Origin of the sequence: Micromonospora deserti (assembly GCF_003236335.1) — a bacterium.
In the GTDB taxonomy this organism is placed as follows: domain Bacteria; phylum Actinomycetota; class Actinomycetes; order Mycobacteriales; family Micromonosporaceae; genus Micromonospora; species Micromonospora deserti.
Window position 1 is genome coordinate 1 of the sequence record NZ_POUB01000108.1, and the last position, 19006, is coordinate 19006.

Genomic DNA, 19006 nt, shown 5'->3' on the forward strand with positions numbered 1-19006 from the left:
CCTCGGCCCTGACGCACCCGCCGCCCGCCCGGCCGCCGGCGGGTGACCGGCCCGCAGGGGCGAGTACGAGCCAGCCGCAGGCGCCGACATCGAGGTGCTGCCACACCCGGCGGGGCGGGCACACCGCCGGCCCCCGGTTCATGGTGGTCGGGCCCATGGTCGGGCGTGGACGGGCGTGGCAGCATCCCGCGGATGGAGATCGAGCAGTGGGTCGGATCGGCGAACGGGATCACCCAGGCGGTACGGGTGGCCGGGCCGCCGGACGGCGTGCCGGTGCTGCTCATCCACGGCAACTGCTCGTCCGCGCTGTTCTGGGACCCGCTGGTCCGGCGCCTGCCGGCCACCCTCCGGGTCGTCGCCCCCGACCTGCGCGGCTACGGCGACACCGAGACCGCCCCGGTGGACGCCACCCGGGGACTGACCGACTTCGCCGACGACGTCGCCGCCCTGCTCGACGACCGGTCGTTGTTCCCCACCGACACCCGGCCGGTGGTGGCCGGCCACTCGCTCGGCGGGGGAGTGGCCATGCGACTGCTGGTCGACCATCCGCACCGGGTCGTCGGGCTGCTGCTCTCCGCGCCCGTGTCGCCGTACGGCTTCGGCGGCACCCGCGACCTGGCCGGTACGCCCACCACCCCCGACTTCGCCGGCACCGGCGCCGGCACGGCCAACCCGGACTTCGTCAAGCGGCTGGCCGCCGGTGACCGTGGTGCGGACGGCCCGACCAGCCCGCGTGCCGTGCTGCGCACCGCCTACGTGGCCGACCCGGCCGCGCTCGGCGACGACGAGGAGTTGCTGCTGGACAGTGTTCTGTCCACCGCCACCGGCGACGACAACTACCCGGGCACCGCGGTGCCGTCGGAGACCTGGCCGGGTACCGCCGCGGGGCGGCGCGGCGTGCTGAACGCGCTCGCCCCGGCGCACTTCCGGATCGCCGACGAACTGGTCGCCGTCGCCGACAAGCCGCCGGTCACCTGGATCCACGGGGACGCCGACGTGATCGTCTCGGACATCTCGCTGTTCGACCTGGCGTACCTCGGGTCGCTGGGTGTGGTGCCCGGCTGGCCGGGAGAGGCGGCCTGCCCGCCGCAGCCGATGGTGGGTCAGACCCGGGCGGTGCTCGACCGGTACGCGGCGGCCGGCGGCGCGTACCGGGAGGTGCTTCTCCCCGGCTGCGGGCACAGCCCGCACCTGGAGCGGCCGGCCGAGTTCGTCACCGAGCTGCTCCGGCTGGCCGGCCAGCCGGCCTGACCCCGCCTCCGGGCCCCGCCCGCCGCGACGACTGTCGACGCCACGACCCCGCCCGGCCCGTGGTCGTGAAATATCCCACGGCGTCTCGACAACCCACGGTCACGTGGCAGACTCGCGCGCATAACCTTAGTGGCCGTTCATGCGGCCGTGCGGAGCATTGGGGAGGCCGGTCGTGGCGCGCGAGTTCACCAGCGTGGGCGTTGTGGGTCTGGGCACCATGGGTGCCGGCATCGTCGAGGTCTTCGCGCGCAACGGCATCGATGTCGTCGCGGTGGAAATCTCCGACGGCGCGCTGGAGCGCGGCCGGGCCACCCTCACCGGCTCGACCGATCGGGCGGTGGCCAAGGGCAAGCTCGCCGCGGCGGACCGGGACGCGCTGCTGAGCCGGGTGACCTTCGCGGTCGGGCTGGACGCCCTGCACTCGGTGGACCTGGTGATCGAGGCCGTCCCCGAGCACCTGGACCTGAAGCAGCGGATCTTCGCCGAACTGGACCGGGTCTGCAAGCCGGAGGCCATCCTGGCGACCAACACGTCGTCGCTGAGCGTCACCGAGATCTCCGTCGCCACCACCCGGCCCAACCAGGTCATCGGCATCCACTTCTTCAACCCGGCGCCCGTCATGAAGCTGGTCGAGGTGGTCCGCACGGTGGTCACCTCGGCCGAGGTGGTCGCCGACGTCGAGGCGCTCTGCGAGCGGCTCGGCAAGGTCGACGTCACCATCAACGACCGCGCCGGGTTCATCGCCAACGCCCTGCTGTTCGGCTACCTGAACCACGCCGTCAGCATGTTCGAGTCGCGCTACGCCACCCGCGAGGACATCGACGCCGCCATGAAGCTCGGCTGCGGCCTGCCGATGGGCCCGCTCGCGCTGATGGACCTCATCGGCCTGGACACCGCGTACGAGATCCTGGACACCATGTACCGGCGCGGCGGGCGGGACCGCCGGCACGCCCCGGTGCCGCTGATCAAGCAGATGGTCACCGCCGGGCTACTCGGCCGCAAGTCCGGCCGGGGCTTCTACACCTACGAGCGGCCGGGCTCGCCGGTGGTCGTACCAGACGAGCAGACGCCGGTGGCGGCGGAGTCGGCGCTCGCCGACGGCGCCCGGGGCATCGCGAAGGTCGGCGTGGTCGGCTCCGGCACGATGGCCACCGGCATCATCGAGGTCTTCGCCAAGGCCGGCTATGAGGTCGTCTCGGTGACCCGGGGGGCGGAGAAGTCCGCCAAGGTCTTCGAGGCGGTCAAGACGTCGCTGAACAAGGGCGTGGTACGGGGCAAGCTCAGCGAGGCCGACCGGGACGCGGCGCTGGGCCGGATCAACTGGTCGGCCACCCTGGAGCACCTCGCCGACGTCGACCTGGTGGTCGAGGCGGTGGTCGAGGAGCTCAGCGTCAAGAAGGCCCTCTTCGCCAGCCTCGACGAGATCTGCAAGCCGGGCGTGGTGCTAGCCACCACCACCTCGTCGCTGCCGGTGATCGACGTGGCGATGGCCACCCAGCGCCCGGCCGACGTGGTCGGCCTGCACTTCTTCAACCCGGCGCCGATCATGCCGTTGGTCGAGATCGTGCAGACCATCCGCACCTCGGCGGAGACCACCGCCACCGCCCGCGCGGTCTGCGCGGCGCTGGGCAAGACCGGGGTGGTCTGCGGCGACCGGTCCGGGTTCATCGTCAACGCGCTGCTCTTCCCGTACCTCAACGACGCGGTGAAGATGCTGGAGGCGAGCTACTCCACCGCCGACGACATCGACCACGCGATGAAGCTTGGCTGCGGCTACCCGATGGGTCCGTTCGAGCTGCTCGACGTGGTCGGCCTGGACGTCTCGCTGGCCATCCAGCGGGAGCTCTACCTGGAGCTGCGGGAGCCCGGCTTCGCCCCGGCACCGCTGCTGGAGCATCTGGTCACCGCCGGTTACCTGGGCCGCAAGAGCGGCCGGGGCTTCCGCGACCACACCCGCCGCTGAGCGCCGCTCGGCCCGGTGGCGCGGCGTCCACCGGGTTCCGGGCCTCCGGCGCCGCCCGACCCCCGACCGGAGGCCGGCCGTCCGGCCGTACGCTTGGGAAGCGTGAGCCCGCGTCGCAACCGTCCCCGCCGTGACGACACCGCGCACCTGGATGCCGACCGGGTGCGGCAGGGTGTCGCCTCGGTGCAGCAGTGGCGCGACGGCGAGTGGCAGGTACGCGGGATCAGCGGCGGGGCGTCGGTCAAGACGTACCGTTGCCCGGGCTGCGACCAGGAGATCCGGCCCGGGGTTGCGCACGTGGTGGCCTGGCCGGCGGACGGCCGGGGTGACCTGACCGACCGGCGGCACTGGCACAGCGGCTGCTGGCGAGCGCGGGACCGGCGCGGGCCGGTGGTCCAGCGCGGGCGCGGTGCCCCCCGCCACGGCTGAGCGATCTGGATCACCCGGTTTCCGCCCCGGCGGGCGGCGCCGGGCGGGCCGCGCCAGACTTGGGGGGTGAGCACTCCGATCCGCGCCTCCTCCATCCTGCCCGGGCGCCGCGAGGACATCGAGCTGCACACCGCGGACGGTCTGCGGCTGGTGGGCGAGCTGGCCCGCCCGCTGGACCGCGACCCGGTGGCCACCCTCGTCTGCCTGCATCCGCTGCCCACGCACGGCGGGATGATGGACAGTCACGTATTCCGCAAGGCGGCCTGGCGGCTGCCCGCGTTGGCCGACCTGGCCGTGCTCCGGTTCAACACCCGGGGCACCAGCAGCGTGCGCGGCACCAGTGAGGGCGCGTTCGACGCGGCGGTCGGCGAGCGCTTCGACGTCGCCGCCGCCATCGAGTACGCCGAGTTCCACGAGCTGCCGAACATCTGGCTGCTCGGCTGGTCGTTCGGCACCGACCTGGTGCTCAAGTACGGCTGCGACCCGGCGGTGGCCGGCGCGATCCTGCTCTCCCCGCCGCTGCGTTTCTCCACCGCCGAGGACCTGGCGCACTGGGCCTCCGCCGGCCGCCCGCTGACCGCGCTCGTGCCGGAGTTCGACGACTACCTGCGTCCGGACGAGGCCCGGGAGCGCTTCGCCGTGGTGCCGCAGGCCGAGGTGGTCGGGGTGCCGGGGGCGAAGCACCTCTGGGTCGGCGACGCCGAGACCGTGCTGGACGAGGTGGTCCGCCGGGTCAACCCGGCCGCCACCGTGCCGCTGCCCACCACCTGGGACGGCCCGATGGAGACCGGCGACGCCAGCGCGTACGCCAACCGGACGGTGGCTGCCTTCGCGGACCGGCCGGTGCCCGGCCCGCCGCCCGCCGGCGCAGGCGGCTGAGCGGGCGGACGCCGGCCCCGGCCGGCGGGGCGACCCCGGGTGGCCGGCGGGGTGGCCGGCTCCGGGTGGCCGCCGGGGTGGGTCAGCGGGAGTCCTGCCGCGGGAAGACCACCTCGCGCAGGATCAGCTGGATCGCGGCCACGGTCGGGATGGCGATCAGCGCGCCCACGACGCCCAGCAGCGCCACCCCGAGCAGCGCCGCCAGCAGGGCGGCGACCTCGTTGACCTCGACCGAACGTCGCATGATCTTGGGGTAGATGAGGTAGTTCTCCACCTGCTGGTAGATCACGAAGAACACCACGCAGGCGATGCCGACCGGCAGGTCGGTGGCGAAGCCGACCAGGCTGACGATCACCGCACCGAGGGTGGCGCCGATCTGCGGGATCAGGTCGGCCACTGCGACCACCACGGCCAGGGCGAAGGGGTACGGCAACCCGACGATCAGCGCGAACACGAAGGTGCTCGCCCCGGCCAGGACGGCGATGCTGAGCGCCCCCACCATGTACGCGCCGACCTTGGCCAGGATCTCGTCGCCGATCAGCTGCACCCGCTCCCGCCGGGAGGCCGGGACCAGCGCGTAGCCGAGCGCGCGAAGCTTGTCGAAGTAGACCAGGAAGTAGATGGTCAGCACCAGCACGGTCAGGGCCCGGAAGATCGTGCCGAAGATGAGCTGGGCGCCGCCGAGCACCCCGCCAAGGGCCCGCCCGACGGTGTCCGCGTTCGCGGCGCTCTGCACCCGCTCCATCAGGTCGTACCGCTCGATGAGTTCGTTGACGGTCTCATTGCGGCGCAGCGCGTCGACGTAGCTCGGCAACTGGTCGACGAACTGCCCGGACTGGGTGACGATCGGCGGCACCAGGGCGAACACGCCGCCGCAGAGCAGCAGCAGCACGATCAGCGCGACGGCCGCCACGGCCAGCCCGCGGGGCAGCCCGAACGAGCGCAGCCGTGCCACCGCGGGGTTGAGGCCCACCGCCAGGAAGAGCGCGATGAGCACCAGGACCAGGATGCCGGCCGCGTTGCGCAGGCCCAGATAGACGGCGTACGCGAGCAGCACGCCGAGCGCGCCGGTGAAACCGACCAGGAAACTGCTGCGCCGCAACGGACGGCCGGGCGTGCCGAACCGTCCCGGCCCGCCGGCCGGCGGCAGCGGGGCCACCCCCTGCGCGGTTTCCCGATCGGGGAACAGCGCGCCCAGCGGATCGTCCCTGGGCTCCGGCGCCCGGTTCGCCGCCGGGTCGGCAGCGGCCGGGGTGGGTGTCCGTCCGGGCGCGGAGGGGGCCGCTCCCGGTGTGGGCTGCTCCGGTTCCGGGGCCGGCTCCGGTGGCCCGGCCCGGCCCGGGTCAGGCTCGTCCGTCGTCGGTCCGTCCTGGGCCACCAGGATCTCCTTCGATCAGCTTCCGTCCGAGCCGCGCCCGGGGGAGGGTTGTCCGCCCGGAGGTAGTAGACCAGCCCGCGCGGGCGAACGCGACGACAGCGCGCCACGCGGCGGGCGCGATGACCAGCACGGGCCCGGCGGGGTCCTTGCTGTTTCGCGCGGCTGGTGGGCTGGATCCCGTTCCGACCGATCGTCGGCGGCTGGCGGCCAGGGGGACCGACTCGGGCTCCGGCCGGTGGGTGTGCCGGTGGCCGGCAATGCCGCGCCTGCCGCGGGCCGAGCCGATCGCCGTGCGGCGGGCGGGACGCGGTGGTGCGCTCCGGGGCCCGGGGCCGGATCAGTCCTTCTCGACGACGACCTTGCTCGGCTTGGCACTGCGTTCGTCGGTGGTCGGCTTGGCCGGCCGCTTGCCGTTCTCGCCGGTGCTGGTGATCTTCGTCGGGGTGGCGCCACGCCCGGCCTCACCCGGGACGGCCGCCACCGTCGGCTCGCCGTCCACCCCCTCGGCGGGGCCGCGGTCGACGGTGCCCACCGTGCCGACCTTGCCGTTGCCCGACTGGTCGGTGTTGGCCGGCTCGATCCGCCCGGCCGCCGGCCGGCCGGCCTCCGCCGGCTCGACCTTCCCGGCGTCGCCGGGCGCGGGCTTGCCGGTGGTGCCGCCGGTGGCTGTGCCGACCGGCTCGGGCTTGCCGGTGGTGCCGCCGGTGGTCGCGCCGACCGGCTCGGGCTTGCCCGCCCCGCCGGTGGTCGCGCCGGGCCTGCCCGTTCCGGCGGGCGTCGACGCCCCGGCCGCGGGAGCCGGCGCGGCGGCGGTGGCGCCGTCGCCACCGGGCGGCAGCTGCAACCGCAACTCGGCCAGCTGCCGCTGGAGTTCGTCGGACTCCTGCCGGGACTGCCAGGTCTCCTGCCGCAGGTCGGCGAGCTGCTGCTGGGCCTGGGCGATCTCCAGCATGACCTGGGCGAGCTGCTGCCGGCCGGCGGCGGCCTCCTGCTGCGTCGCGGCGAGGTGCTGCTGGGTGGTGGCGAGGTGCTGCTGGGTGGTGGCGGCGTACTCCTCGAACTGCCGGCGCGAGGTGGCGACGTGCTCGTCGGCCGTGTGTCGCTTCTCGGCCGCCTCCGCCTCCGCCTGGCGGAGCAGCTCCGCGGCCTGTTCCTCGGCCTGCCGGCGCATGGTGGTGGCGTCCTGCTCGGCGGCCTGGCGGACCCGGTCGGCGCCCTGCTCGATCTCGTTCTTCCGGGCGGTGTACTCGGACTCCAGCGTCGCGCCGCGCGCCTCGAACCCGGACTCCAGCTCGTCGTGCCGGGACTTGTGCCGCTGTTCCAGCTCGGCGGCCCGGGTCTTGTACTGCTTCTCCAGCTCGTCGCGGCGCTTGGCGAACTCCTGGTCGGCGGTCGCGCGGCGCTGGGCCAGCTCGCGGTCGGCAGCCTCGCGGCGGCTGTTCACCTCCTGCTCCACCCCGGCCCGCCAAGCGCCCAGCTCCTGCTGCGTCTGCGCCCGGGCATGCTGCACGTACGCCTCGGTTTCGGCGTGCATGCGCTGGACGTACGCCTCCGTCTCGGCGCGGCTGCGCTTGGCCGCCTCGGCCGCCTGGGTGGTGAGCCGCTCCGCCTCCTGCCGGGCCTTGTTGCGGGTGGCCCGGCCGGCGTCGGCGGCGTCGTCGATGATCTGCTTGGCTTCCCGCTGCGCCTTGGCGTGGGTGGCCCGGCCCGCCTCGGTGGCCTGCTCGATCAGGCGCTTCGCCTCCTGCTGGGCCTTGGCGTGCACCTCCTTGGCCGCGTCCCGCAACTGGGTGGCCTCCTGCTGGGCCTTGGCGTGCGCCTCGCGGGCCGCCTCGCGCAGCTTGATCGCCTCCTGCTGGGCTCGGTTGTGGATCTCCTTGGCCGTGTCCCGCAGCTGGGTGGCCTCCTGCTGGGCCTTGGTCAGCGCGTCGTGGGCGGTCCTGCGCAGCTGCGCGGCCTCGTCCCTGGCCGCCTTGACCGCGGCGTCCGCCTCGGCCTTGCGGGCCGCGGTGTGCCGCTCCTCCTCGGCGCGGCGGGCGGCCAGCGCGATCTCGAAGTCCTTGAGCGCCTTGGCGGCCTGCTCCCGGGCCTCGTCGATGATGTGCTCGGCGGCGGCCCGGCGGGCCTGGATCTCCTCGCTGGCGGCGCTCAGGATCGCCTCGGCCTGCTCCTCGGCGAGGGTGAGGATCTGCTCCACCCGGGGGCCCAGGTGCCGGAACGAGGCGCGGTCCACCACCCCGATCTGCTTGCGCACGTTGGCGAGGTCGCGCTGGAGCACCTCGACCTGGCCGGCCAGCTTGTGGATCTGCGTGTAGGCCTGTTCCCGTTCGGCGGCCAGGGTGGCGATCTCGTGCTCCGCCCGAGCGACGTACCGGTCGACCTGACGTTTCTCGTACCCCCGCAGAGCGGACTCGAAGCTGGGCTCCGTGGTCACGTCCCCGCCGAGGGCGAACAGTTCCTCGCCGTGCGACATGCCCCCATCCTCACACGCATCGGGCCCTGCTGGGGCGATACGGACGCCCCGGATGGGAGCTGATTCACCCACCGTATCGACGGCGTTTCAGAAGCTGGGAAGCGCTGACGGCGCGGGGTGCCACCGGTCACCCGGTGTCACCCCGCGCCGTGGCTCATGCCCCCGCCGGGCCGATCAGTTGGCCGTCTCGGCAGCCACCCGCCCGTCGGCGTCGTCGGCCTTCTTGACCTCCGGCTGGGCGGCCTGCGCCGGGCCGGTGCCCGGCACGATGCCGGCGAGGCCGGAGAGCATCTGGCCCAGCTGCGAGGTGACCGCGTCCTTTTGCCGGGTGAGGTCCTCGACCTCGCGGCGGGCGGCCTGGGTGGTCAGCTCTGCCTCGGTACGGGCCTCGGTCAGCAGGCGCTTCGACTCGGCCTTCGCCTCGTTGAGCGTCTTCTCGGCCAGCGCCTTGGCCTTCTCGACCGTCTCGGCGGCGGTGCGCTCGGACTCGACCCGGCGCGCCTCGGCCCGCTGCTCGATCTCCTTGGCCCGCTCCTGCGCGGCCCGGGCCCGCTGCTCGGCCTCGCTGACCAGCTTCTGCGTCTGCGCCACCTGCGCGGCGTGCCGTTCCGACTCCTCGCGCTCGGCCTTCTCCCGGCGCTCGGCGAGCTGAAGCTCCAGGGCCTGGAGGTCCTTGTCGCGCTTGTCGCGGGCGTCGGTGAGCAGCTTGGTCGCCTCGGCGCGCTTCTCCTCGGCCTCGCGGGCCGCCTTCGCCCGCAGCTGGGTGATCTCCCGCTCGGCGGTGGCCCGCAGGGTCGCCACCTCCCGCTCGACGGTGGACTTGAGCTCGGCGACCTCGTGCGCGGTGACCGTACGCAGCTGCTTGGTCTCCCGCTCGGCGTCGGCGCGCAGCGTGTCGGCCTCGCGCCGGGCCTGGACGCGGACCTCGGCCGCCTCCCGCTCGGCGGCGGTGCGGACGCTGCCCGCCTCCCGCTCGGCGGTGGCCTTCATCGCCGCCGCCTCGGCCCGTGCCTTGTCGGTGATCTCCCGCGCCTCGAGGCGGGCGGCGGAGAGGATGCCCTCCGACTCGCGCTTGGCCTCGTTGCGGTGGTCGTTGGCCTGCTCCTCGGCCAGCCGCAGGATCTGCTCGACGCGGGTGCCGAGGCCGGAGAGGGTCGGCCGGCTGTTCTCCTCGAGCTGCTTGTTGGTGTCGGTGAGCTTCTGCTCCAGCGCACTCATGCGCTGCTCGGCCTGGCGGAGCCGACGCTGCGCGTCGTTCATCCGCTGCTCGGACTCCGCGCGAGCCTGCTCGGACTGGGTCAGCGCGGCGGTCAGCCGGCCGATGAAGTCATCGACCTGCCCGGTGTTGTATCCGCGCAGGCCAACGGTGAAGTCGGGCTGCGAGTTCGCGTTATCGAAGAACGCAAGAGGGGAGGACTGCTGCTGGGGCATTGGGACATAGTGGCAGACGCCCCAGGGTGCTTCGCAAGAGCGGTGCCGAGCTTTCGTGTCCTCTTTACATGGTCAACTCGGGGTGGCCTCGGGACCGGACCAATCGGCGATCTTGGCAGGTCCCGGGCGGGTCGGACGCCACGCAGCGTGACCCGGAAAAGGGTCGCGGGGAAGCCCCGCGACCCTTTGTTCCGTCCTCGTCGGTGTCACTCGAATGAGCGCATCGCGCCCGCCGACGAAAAGGCAATGGCGGTTACCGCAATGGTCGGCGCCGCCTCGCCCGTCGGGTCAGTGGCCGCGGAACCGGTTGATCGCTTCCTCGTGCCGGGAGCGCAGCTCGCGGTCGCGGACCCCGAGCCCGTCGGCGGGGGCGAGGCAGCGGACCCCGACCTTGCCCTGGTGCGCGTTGCGGTGCACCTCGTACGCGGCCTGGCCGGTCTGCTCCAGGTCGTACGTCTTCGACACGGTGGGGTGGATCCGGCCCAGCGCCACCAGGCGGTTGGCCTCCCACGCCTCGCGGTAGTTGGCGAAGTGGCTGCCGACGATCCGCTTGAGGTGCATCCACAGGTAGCGGTTGTCGTACTGGTGCTGGTAGCCGCTGGTGGAGGCGCAGGTGACGATGGTGCCGCCGCGCTTGGTCACGTAGACGCTGGCGCCGAAGGTCTCCCGGCCCGGGTGCTCGAAGACGATGTCCGGGTCCTCGCCGCCGGTCAGCTCGCGGATCCGCTCGCCGAAGCGGCGCCACTCGTCCTGGTCCTGGGTGTGCTCGTCCTGCCAGAACCGGAAGCCCTCCGCGGCTCGGTCGATGACCAGCTCGGCGCCCATCTTCCGGCACAGCTCGGCCTTGTCCGGGGAGGAGACCACGCAGACCGGGATGGCCCCGCCGTTCAGCGCCATCTGGGTGGCGTAGCCGCCCAGGCCGCCGGAGGCGCCCCAGATCAGCACCACGTCGCCCTGCTTCATGTTCGCCCCGTGGTGCGAGACCAGCTGCCGGTACGCGGTCGAGTTCACCAGGCCGGGGCTGGCCGCCTCCTCCCAGCTCAGGTGCCGGGGCTTGGGCATCAGCTGGTTGGCCTTGACCACGGCCAGCTCGGCGAGGCCGCCGAAGTTGGTCTCGAAGCCCCAGATCCGCTGCTGCGGGTCGAGCATGGTGTCGTCGTGCCCGGCCGCGTCCTCCAACTCCACCGACAGGCAGTGCGCGACCACCTCGTCGCCGGCGGACCACCGGGTCACCCCGGGACCGGTGCGCAGCACCACGCCGGCCGCGTCCGAGCCGACCACGTGGTATGGCAGGTCGTGTCGCTTGGTCAGCTCGGACAGCCGGCCGTAGCGCCGGAGGAACTTGAAGGTCGGCAGCGGCTCGAAGATGCTGGTCCAGACCGTGTTGTAGTTGATCGCGCTCGCCATCACGGCGACCAGGGCCTCGCCCGGGCCGAGCTCGGGGGTCGGCACCTCCTGCACGTGCAGCGCCTTGCGCGGATCCTTGTCCCGGGTGGCCATGCCCTCGAACATCCGGGTCTCGTCGGCGCGCACCACGACACCGCGGTACGACTCCGGTACCGCCAGCCCGGCGAGGCCGGCGAGTTCCCGTTCCGGCCGGTCGGAGCCCTCCGCCGCCATGATCGCTTCGAGGATGTCCTGCACGGTGACCTCCCGTTCGTCCGCACCCGCGCACATCTGGCCTGGGTGCTGCCATCGTCGGCGCCGGTGCGGGCCGACCACCATGTCGGCATCCGACACATCCGGCACCGGCCGCGCTCCTGTGGGGCCGGACGCTACTGAACGGTAGCTAGGGCCGGAAGCCCTCTGTGAAAAACTGCATTGACCGATGCGTGGAGCTGTGTGGGTGAACGTCGAACCGCGCACCCCCGCGCTCGGCCGGGCCCGCCGGGCCCCCGCCAGGGTGGCGACGAGGGCCCGAGCCGCCGGTCAGTGCGTGGCCGGCTCGACCAGCTCGACCAGGACGCCACCCGCGTCCTTGGGGTGCACGAAGTTGATCCGCGAGTTCGCCGTGCCGCGCTTCGGCGTGTCGTAGAGCAGGCGTACGCCCCGCTCGCGCAGCGCCGCGCAGGCCACGTCGATGTCGGCCACCGTGTACGCCACCTGCTGCACACCCGGGCCGTTGCGGTCCAGGAACTTGGCGATGGTCGACTCCGGTGTCAGTGGGGCGAGCAGTTGCACGCAGCCACCCTCCGTGGTGGGGCCGACCGCCAGCATCGCCTCGCGTACGCCCTGCTCGGTGTTGGTCTCGACGTGTACGCACCGCATGCCGAAGGTGCGCTGGTAGAAGTCGATCGCCGCGTCCAGGTCGGCCACGGCGACGCCGACGTGGTCGATGCGGCGCAGCCCGATGTCTGTGACGTAGTCCGCAGCGGGCTCGACGGGGGAGTTCTCAGCCATGGCGCTAGTCTGGCCGAACAATCGTTAAGGCGTACAGGTCGGCACCCCCCTCGGAGGCAGGTATGGCTTCGGTGATCGTCAGCGGCGCGCGGACCCCCATGGGGCGCCTGCTGGGCAACCTCAAGGACCTCCCCGCGACCAAGCTCGGCGGCGTGGCGATCAAGGCGGCGCTGGAGCGCGCCGGCGTCGCCCCCGAGCAGGTCCAGTACGTGATCATGGGTCAGGTGCTGCAGGCCGGTGCCGGGCAGATCCCGGCCCGCCAGGCGGCCGTCGAGGCGGGCGTCCCGATGTCCGTACCGGCGCTGACCATCAACAAGGTCTGCCTCTCCGGCCTGGACGCCATCGCCCTGGCCGACCAGCTGATCCGCGCCGGCGAGTTCGACATCGTGGTGGCAGGCGGCATGGAGTCGATGACCAACGCCCCGCACCTGCTGCTCGGCCAGCGCGGCGGCTACAAGTACGGCGACGTGGTGGTCAAGGACCACATGGCGCTGGACGGGCTCACCGACGCCTGGGACTGCTGCTCGATGGGCGAGTCCACCGAGCGGCTCGGCGCCAAGCACGGCATCTCCCGCGCCGAGCAGGACGCCTTCGCCGCCGCCAGCCACCAGCGGGCCGCGGCCGCGCAGAAGAACGGTCACTTCGCCGACGAGATCGCCCCGGTGGTCATCCCGCAGCGCAAGGGCGACCCGCTGGTGATCAGCGAGGACGAGGGCATCCGGCCGGACACCACGGCCGAGTCGCTGGCCAAACTGCGCCCCGCGTTCGCCAAGGATGGGACGATCACCGCCGGCAGCTCGTCGCCGATCTCCGACGGTGCCGCCGCCGTGGTCGTGATGAGCAAGGCCAAGGCCAAGGAGCTGGGACTGACCTGGCTGGCCGAGATCGGCGCGCACGGCAACGTCGCCGGCCCGGACAACTCCCTGCACTCGCAGCCGTCCAACGCCATTCAGCACGCCCTGAAGAAGGCCGGCCTGACCGTCGGTGACCTGGACCTGATCGAGATCAACGAGGCGTTCGCGCAGGTCGGTATCCAGTCCACCCGTGATCTGGGGGTCAGCCCGGACAAGGTCAACGTCAACGGCGGGGCGATCGCGCTGGGCCACCCGATCGGCATGTCCGGCGCCCGGCTGGTGCTCACCCTCGCGCTGGAGCTCAAGCGGCGCGGCGGCGGCACCGGCGCGGCGGCGCTCTGCGGCGGCGGCGGCCAGGGCGACGCGCTGATCATCCACGTCCCGGCCCCCGCCGAGGGCGGTCAGTGAGCGAGTCGGTCGAGAGCGTCCCGGCGGCGGTCACCGGATCGGTGCGCCGTAGCCGGGACGTGCCGATGCTGGTCGAGCGGGCGCGCGCGGGGGATCCGCGCGCGGTGGCCCGGCTGATCACCCTGGTCGAGTCCGGCGACGAGACGCTGCCGCGGATCGCCGCGGCGCTCGCGCCGTACGCGGGCCAGGCCCAGGTGGTGGGGCTGACCGGGTCGCCCGGTGTGGGCAAGTCGACCACCACCAACGAGTTGGTCCGGGCGCTGCGCGTTCGGGGCCACCGGGTGGGCGTCCTGGCGATCGACCCGTCCAGCCCGTTCACGGGCGGGGCGATCCTCGGCGACCGGGTCCGGATGCAGGACCACGCCACCGACCCGGGCGTGTATATCCGCTCGATGTCCAGCCGCGGCCACCTCGGCGGGCTCTCCGCGGCCACCCCGCAGGCGGTCCGGGTGCTGGAGGGGGCCGGCTGCGACGTGGTGCTGGTGGAGACCGTCGGCGTCGGGCAGGCGGAGGTGGAGGTCGCCTCGCTGGCCGACACCACGCTGGTGCTGCTCGCCCCCGGCATGGGCGACGCGATCCAGGCGGTCAAGGCCGGCATCCTGGAGATCGCCGACGTCTTCGTGGTGAACAAGGCCGACCGGGATGGCGCCGACGCCACCGTCCGCGACATCCAGGGCATGATCGCCCTCGGCGAGCGCGGGCCGGGGCAGTGGCGGCCGCAGGTGGTGCGGGCTGTCGCCGCCCGGGGCGAGGGTATCGATGACATCGCGGCCGCGATCGACAAGCACCGCGGTTGGCTGGTCGAGCACGGCGAGCTGCACCGCCGGCAGGAGGCGCGGGCCGCCGCCGAGATCGAGGCGATCGCGCTCGGCACGCTGCGCGACCGGATCGGCTCGTTGCGTGACGGTACGGAGTTGCCGGCGCTGGCCGCGAAGGTGGCCGAGGGTTCCCTCGACCCGTACGCGGCGGCCGACGAGCTGCTCGCCCAGCTCGCGAGCTGACCGGTCCACTGCGGACCGTCCCGCCTAGTACGCTCGCAGCGCGCCACGGACCCGTGGGCGGACGACGGTGTGGGGAGACCATGACTGACGAGGCGACGCAGGAGCTGTCGGTGACGCCGGACGCGGTGGCGGGCGGGACGACCACCGTCTCGGACGAAGTGGTGGAGAAGATCGCGGTGGTCGCCGCCCGCTCGGTGCCCGGGGTGACCGAGCTGGGTGGCGACGTAGCCCGGTTCTTCAACGCGGTGCTCGACCGGGTGGGGCTCGACCAGGTCGGCGACGCCCGGCGCGGCTGCTCGGCGCACGTCACCCAGGGCGCGGCGGTGATCAATCTGGTGATCGTGATCGAGGCGGGCCGTACGGTGCCGGAGGTGACCGAGGCGGTCCGGGTGACGGTGACCGAGGCGGTCGAGGCGTACGGACTGCGGGTGGACGAGGTCAACATCCGGGTCGATGACGTGGCGCTCGGCGGGCCTGCCGTACCGACGGCCTGACCCCGTCCCGCAGCGTCACGGCGGTCCAGGTTACCGCTCGGTACGAGTTTCCTTAGCGATCGTTCAGGTCAGGGCTCTACACTCGACGTGCAGTTGAGGACCCGAGGAGGAGCCCTGCGGATGAACGCCGACGAGATCGCTGCCGGACGGGCACGCTGGCAGGCCCGCTACGACGCCGCGCGCAAGCGGGACGGCGACTTCACCACGCTCTCCGGGATTCCCGTCGACCCGGTCTACGGGCCCCCGGACGGTGTCGCCTACCCGGGCTTCGAGCGGATCGGCTGGCCGGGCGAGTATCCGTACACCCGGGGTCTCTACCCGACCGGCTACCGCGGGCGGACCTGGACGATCCGGCAGTTCGCCGGCTTCGGCAACGCCCGGCAGACCAACGAGCGCTACAAGATGATCCTGGGCGCCGGCGGCGGCGGGCTCTCGGTCGCCTTCGACATGCCGACCCTCATGGGGCGCGACTCCGACGACCCGCAGTCGCTCGGCGAGGTGGGGCACTGCGGCGTCGCGGTGGACAGCGCCGCCGACATGGAGATGCTCTTCGACGGCATCGACCTGGCCGGGGTCACCACCTCGATGACCATCTCCGGCCCGGCGGTGCCGGTGTTCTGCATGTACCTGGTCGCCGCCGAGCGGCAGGGCGCCGACCTGTCCACCCTGGACGGGACGCTGCAGACCGACATCTTCAAGGAGTACATCGCGCAGAAGGAGTGGCTTTTCGACCCCGAGCCGCACCTGCGCCTGATCGGCGACCTGATGGAGTACTGCGCCCACCAGATCCCCCGATACAAGCCGCTGTCGGTCTCCGGCTACCACATTCGGGAGGCCGGAGCGACCGCCGCGCAGGAACTGGCGTACACCCTCGCCGACGGGTTCGGCTACGTCGAGCTGGGGCTGTCGCGGGGCCTGGACGTCAACGTCTTCGCCCCCGGGCTGAGCTTCTTCTTCGACTCGCACGTCGACTTCTTCGAGGAGATCGCCAAGTTCCGGGCCGCCCGCCGGATCTGGGCCCGTTGGCTGCGCGACGTCTACGGCGCCACCAGCGAGAAGGCGCTCTGGCTGCGGTTCCACACGCAGACCGCCGGGGTGTCGCTGACCGCCCAGCAACCGATCAACAACGTGGTACGCACCGCCGTGGAGGCGCTCGCCGCGGTACTCGGCGGCACCAACTCGCTGCACACCAACGCCCTGGACGAGACGCTCGCGCTGCCCACCGACGAGTCCGCCGAGATCGCCCTGCGTACCCAGCAGGTGCTGATGGAGGAGACCGGGGTGACCAACGTGGCGGACCCGCTCGGCGGCTCCTGGTACATCGAGGCGCTCACCGACAAGATCGAGGCGGAGGCAGAGGAGATCTTCGCCCGGATCAGGCAGCTCGGCGGGGACGGCCCGCACCAGATCGGCCCGATGACCTCCGGCATCCTGCGCGGCATCGAGGACGGCTGGTTCACCGGTCACATCGCCGAGTCGGCCTTCGTCTACCAGCAGGCGCTGGAGAAGGGCGACAAGAAGATCGTCGGAGTCAACTGCCACACCGCCACGGTCGCCAAGGACCTGGAGATTCTGCGCATCTCCCACGAGGTGGAGCTGGAGCAGCGCCGCGTGCTGGCGGAGCGGAAGGCGGCCCGGGACGACGCCGCGGTGAAGGCCGCGCTGACCCGGATGGTCGAGGTCAGCCGTACCGGGGAGAACATGGTTCCGGCGATGCTCGACGCGGTCCGCGCCGAGGCTACCCTCGGCGAGATCTGCGACGCCCTGCGCGCCGAGTGGGGCGTCTACCGCGAACCCGCCCGCTTCTGACGCCCCCGCCCCTGCTCTCCTCTCCACTCTCCGCGATCGTGCACCGCTGACCCGGTCGAAACGGTATGAAGGCCGCAGAACCTGGGCCGGGGCTGCACGATCGCGGGAAGGCGCGGGGGCAGGCGTGGGCAGGGGTGGTGAGCAGGGGTGAGAGTTGCAACTGTCGCCGTCGCGGTTAATCTGAGTTCGGCGGGTTGCGTGCGAGACTAGGTAACCATGAGCGACCCACGGATCACCTCGTCGATCTTCACCCGCGGCGCGGTCGACCTCAGCGCGCTGCGCACCCCCACACCGACCTCCGCACCGAGTGCCGCACCGGCCCAGGCCGGTCCCCCCGCCGGGGCGCCCGGCGGCGCCGTCGGCGGCGTCACCGTCATCGACGTGACCGAGGCGACTTTCCAGTCCGAGGTCCTCGAACGTTCGCTGAGCACACCGGTGGTCGTCGACTTCTGGGCCGAGTGGTGCGAGCCGTGCAAGCAGCTCTCCCCGGTGCTGGAGCGGCTGGCCGTGGAGGGCGGCGGGGCCTGGGTGCTCGCCAAGGTCGACGTGGACGCCAACCCGCGCATCGCCCAGATGTTCCGGGTGCAGGGCATCCCGATGGTCTACGCGGTGGTCGGCGGCCAGCCGGTCGACGCCTTCTCCGGGGTGGTGCCGGAGGCGCAGCTGCGGCAGTGGATCCAGGCCGTACTCAAGGCCGGTGGGGTGAGCGTCGCCGCGCCGACCGACCCCCGCCTCGACGAGGCCGACGACGCGCTGATGAGCGGCGACCTCGACACGGCCGAGCGGGCTTACCGCAAGATCCTCGCCGATTCGCCGGCGGACGCCGCGGCGGAGGCGGGGCTCGCCCAGGTCGGGCTGGCCCGGCGGGTGGCCGGCGCCGACCCGGCCGCGGCGCTCGCCGCCGCCCAGGCGAACCCCGACGACGTCGACGCCCAGCTGCTCGCCGCCGACATCGAGGTGCTCAGCGGCCAGGCCGAGGCGGCGTACACCCGCCTGGTGGCCCTGGTCCGCCGCACCGCCGGCGACGACCGGGAGAAGGTACGCCAGCACCTGGTCGGCCTGTTCACCGTCGCCGGACCGGAGGACCCCGCGGTCGCCTCGGCCCGCCGGGCGCTGGCCAGCGCCCTGTTCTGAGCACGTAGCACGCCAGCGCGGGCCGGCGTACCGGCCGGCCCGCCCGACCACCGAGGACGGGAGCCCATGATGCGCCGGATCGCCGTCCTCGACGCGCCGACCAACCTGGGGCTGCGCCCGCCCACGCCCAGTTCCGTCCCCGGCTGCGCCAAGGCGCCCGGCGCGCTGCGCGACCACGGCCTGCTGGCCCGGCTGCGGGCCAGGGACGCCGGCTGCCTGACGCCGCCGCGCTACGACCCGGGCGACTGGCGGCCCGGCGACGGGGTCTGCCACGCCCGGGAGATCGCCGACTACTCGGCGGCGCTTGCCGAGCGGATCGGCGCGATCATCGACCGTGGAGAGTTTCCGCTGGTGCTCGGTGGGGACTGCTCGATCCTGCTCGGCGCGGCGCTGGCCATGCACCGGCTCGGCGAGGCGGTCGGCGGCCGGATCGGGCTGGTCTTCGTCGACGGCCACTCCGACTTCCGGCACCCCGGCAACGCCTCGTACGTCGGCGCCGCGGCCGGTGAGGACCTCGCCCTGGTCACCGGGCGGGGGCAGGCTGACCTGGCCGCCATCGAGGGGCGGCGCCCCTACTTCCGGGACGTCGACGTGGTGGTGCTGGGCATCCGGGCGCAGGACGAGTACCGGCTCGACCTCCAGGCTGCCGGGATCATCACCCGCCCGGTGCCGGCGCTGCGCGCCGAGGGCGCCGCGCGGACCGCCCAGTGGGCGCACGAGCAACTCGCCGACTGCGCCGGCTACTGGGTGCACATCGACGTGGACGTGCTGGACCCGGCCGTGATGCCGGCGGTCGACGCGCCCGACCCGGGCGGGATCGCCTTCGCCGAGCTGGAGATCCTGCTCGCCGGCCTGGTGGACACCCCGCACTGCCTCGGCGTCGAGCTGACCGTCTTCGACCCCGACTACGACCCGGACGGCGCGTACGCGGCTGAGATCGTCAACACGGTGGTGGCGGGGCTGCGCCCGGTCTCCGCGCCGGAGGCGCAGCCACCCCGGTTGCTTCCCGGCCCCTCCACCGCTCCGGCCCCGTCGAGCGTCACTCCGGCCCCGCGGCGGGGCGCCGGCCTTCCCGGTATCGCCGTCCGGCCCGGCGCCATCC

General features: G+C 73.1%; 16 protein-coding genes. 10 read left to right on the plus strand and 6 right to left on the minus strand.

Annotated features, from left to right (window positions below; all coding sequences use genetic code 11):
* Nucleotides 1-192: 192 nt before the first annotated feature.
* From C1I99_RS16640 to C1I99_RS16655, 4 genes are all read left to right on the plus strand, one after another.
* On the plus strand, nucleotides 193-1251 hold the full coding sequence (locus C1I99_RS16640) for an alpha/beta hydrolase (protein WP_111135146.1): 1059 nt from the start codon (nucleotides 193-195) through the stop codon (nucleotides 1249-1251).
* 172 nt (nucleotides 1252-1423) lie between these two features.
* Nucleotides 1424-3214: a 3-hydroxyacyl-CoA dehydrogenase family protein gene (locus tag C1I99_RS16645; protein WP_111135134.1), complete on the plus strand. Its 1791-nt coding sequence runs from the start codon at nucleotides 1424-1426 to the stop codon at nucleotides 3212-3214.
* 102 nt (nucleotides 3215-3316) lie between these two features.
* Nucleotides 3317-3643 carry an Rv1322 family protein gene (locus C1I99_RS16650; RefSeq protein WP_233512547.1) on the plus strand — a complete coding sequence of 109 codons (327 nt, stop codon included), beginning with the start codon at nucleotides 3317-3319 and terminating at the stop codon, nucleotides 3641-3643.
* Nucleotides 3644-3709: 66 nt separating this feature from the next.
* Nucleotides 3710-4522, plus strand: a complete 813-nt coding sequence (locus C1I99_RS16655; RefSeq protein ID WP_111135136.1) for an alpha/beta hydrolase — start codon at nucleotides 3710-3712, stop codon at nucleotides 4520-4522.
* A gap of 82 nt (nucleotides 4523-4604) precedes the next feature.
* Here C1I99_RS16655 and C1I99_RS16660 read toward each other — a convergent pair whose 3' ends face one another.
* The 6 genes from C1I99_RS16660 to mce form a co-directional block, all read right to left on the minus strand.
* Complete coding sequence (locus tag C1I99_RS16660; protein WP_233512549.1) at nucleotides 4605-5711, minus strand: AI-2E family transporter; 1107 nt, start codon at nucleotides 5709-5711, stop codon at nucleotides 4605-4607.
* 154 nt (nucleotides 5712-5865) lie between these two features.
* The gene (locus C1I99_RS34605) at nucleotides 5866-6186 is read right to left on the minus strand and encodes a DUF397 domain-containing protein (RefSeq protein ID WP_325049213.1); all 321 of its coding nucleotides are present in this window, start codon (nucleotides 6184-6186) and stop codon (nucleotides 5866-5868) included.
* A 51-nt stretch (nucleotides 6187-6237) separates the two neighbouring features.
* A complete protein-coding gene (locus C1I99_RS16670) occupies nucleotides 6238-8373 on the minus strand; it encodes a coiled-coil domain-containing protein (protein WP_111135138.1) in 2136 nt (711 codons plus the stop codon).
* 174 nt (nucleotides 8374-8547) lie between these two features.
* On the minus strand, nucleotides 8548-9804 hold the full coding sequence (locus tag C1I99_RS16675; protein ID WP_111135139.1) for a DivIVA domain-containing protein: 1257 nt from the start codon (nucleotides 9802-9804) through the stop codon (nucleotides 8548-8550).
* A gap of 288 nt (nucleotides 9805-10092) precedes the next feature.
* Nucleotides 10093-11448: a crotonyl-CoA carboxylase/reductase gene (gene ccrA, locus C1I99_RS16680; RefSeq protein ID WP_111135148.1), complete on the minus strand. Its 1356-nt coding sequence runs from the start codon at nucleotides 11446-11448 to the stop codon at nucleotides 10093-10095.
* A gap of 285 nt (nucleotides 11449-11733) precedes the next feature.
* A complete protein-coding gene (gene mce / locus C1I99_RS16685; protein WP_111135140.1) occupies nucleotides 11734-12204 on the minus strand; it encodes a methylmalonyl-CoA epimerase in 471 nt (156 codons plus the stop codon).
* Nucleotides 12205-12266: 62 nt separating this feature from the next.
* Here mce and C1I99_RS16690 point away from each other — a divergent pair, with 62 nt between their 5' ends.
* The 6 genes from C1I99_RS16690 to C1I99_RS16715 all read left to right on the plus strand — a co-directional run.
* Nucleotides 12267-13466 (plus strand): acetyl-CoA C-acetyltransferase, encoded by a 1200-nt coding sequence (locus C1I99_RS16690; protein ID WP_111135141.1) that lies wholly within the window; start codon nucleotides 12267-12269, stop codon nucleotides 13464-13466.
* A 65-nt stretch (nucleotides 13467-13531) separates the two neighbouring features.
* Nucleotides 13532-14467 (plus strand): methylmalonyl Co-A mutase-associated GTPase MeaB, encoded by a 936-nt coding sequence (gene meaB / locus C1I99_RS16695; protein ID WP_438941417.1) that lies wholly within the window; start codon nucleotides 13532-13534, stop codon nucleotides 14465-14467.
* A gap of 80 nt (nucleotides 14468-14547) precedes the next feature.
* Nucleotides 14548-14961, plus strand: coding sequence for an Asp23/Gls24 family envelope stress response protein (locus tag C1I99_RS16700; protein ID WP_111135143.1), 414 nt, complete (start codon nucleotides 14548-14550; stop codon nucleotides 14959-14961).
* 120 nt (nucleotides 14962-15081) lie between these two features.
* The gene (gene icmA, locus C1I99_RS16705) at nucleotides 15082-16770 is read left to right on the plus strand and encodes a coenzyme B12-dependent isobutyryl-CoA mutase large subunit (RefSeq protein ID WP_111135144.1); all 1689 of its coding nucleotides are present in this window, start codon (nucleotides 15082-15084) and stop codon (nucleotides 16768-16770) included.
* Nucleotides 16771-16986: 216 nt separating this feature from the next.
* On the plus strand, nucleotides 16987-17904 hold the full coding sequence (locus C1I99_RS16710; RefSeq protein WP_111135145.1) for a tetratricopeptide repeat protein: 918 nt from the start codon (nucleotides 16987-16989) through the stop codon (nucleotides 17902-17904).
* A 66-nt stretch (nucleotides 17905-17970) separates the two neighbouring features.
* A partial coding sequence (locus tag C1I99_RS16715; RefSeq protein WP_233512548.1) for an arginase family protein occupies nucleotides 17971-19006 on the plus strand: 1036 nt, incomplete at its 3' end.

What these genes read in the sequence shown, in the direction of transcription:
- C1I99_RS16640 (WP_111135146.1), top strand. Translation starts at nt 193, where the DNA reads ATGGAGATCGAGCAGTGGGTCGGATCGGCGAACGGGATCACCCAGGCG.
- C1I99_RS16670 (WP_111135138.1), bottom strand. Translation starts at nt 8,373, where the DNA reads ATGTCGCACGGCGAGGAACTGTTCGCCCTCGGCGGGGACGTGACCACG.
- C1I99_RS16675 (WP_111135139.1), bottom strand. Translation starts at nt 9,804, where the DNA reads ATGCCCCAGCAGCAGTCCTCCCCTCTTGCGTTCTTCGATAACGCGAAC.
- mce (WP_111135140.1), bottom strand. Translation starts at nt 12,204, where the DNA reads ATGGCTGAGAACTCCCCCGTCGAGCCCGCTGCGGACTACGTCACAGAC.
- C1I99_RS16690 (WP_111135141.1), top strand. Translation starts at nt 12,267, where the DNA reads ATGGCTTCGGTGATCGTCAGCGGCGCGCGGACCCCCATGGGGCGCCTG.
- meaB (WP_438941417.1), top strand. Translation starts at nt 13,532, where the DNA reads ATGCTGGTCGAGCGGGCGCGCGCGGGGGATCCGCGCGCGGTGGCCCGG.
- C1I99_RS16700 (WP_111135143.1), top strand. Translation starts at nt 14,548, where the DNA reads ATGACTGACGAGGCGACGCAGGAGCTGTCGGTGACGCCGGACGCGGTG.
- icmA (WP_111135144.1), top strand. Translation starts at nt 15,082, where the DNA reads ATGAACGCCGACGAGATCGCTGCCGGACGGGCACGCTGGCAGGCCCGC.
- C1I99_RS16710 (WP_111135145.1), top strand. Translation starts at nt 16,987, where the DNA reads ATGAGCGACCCACGGATCACCTCGTCGATCTTCACCCGCGGCGCGGTC.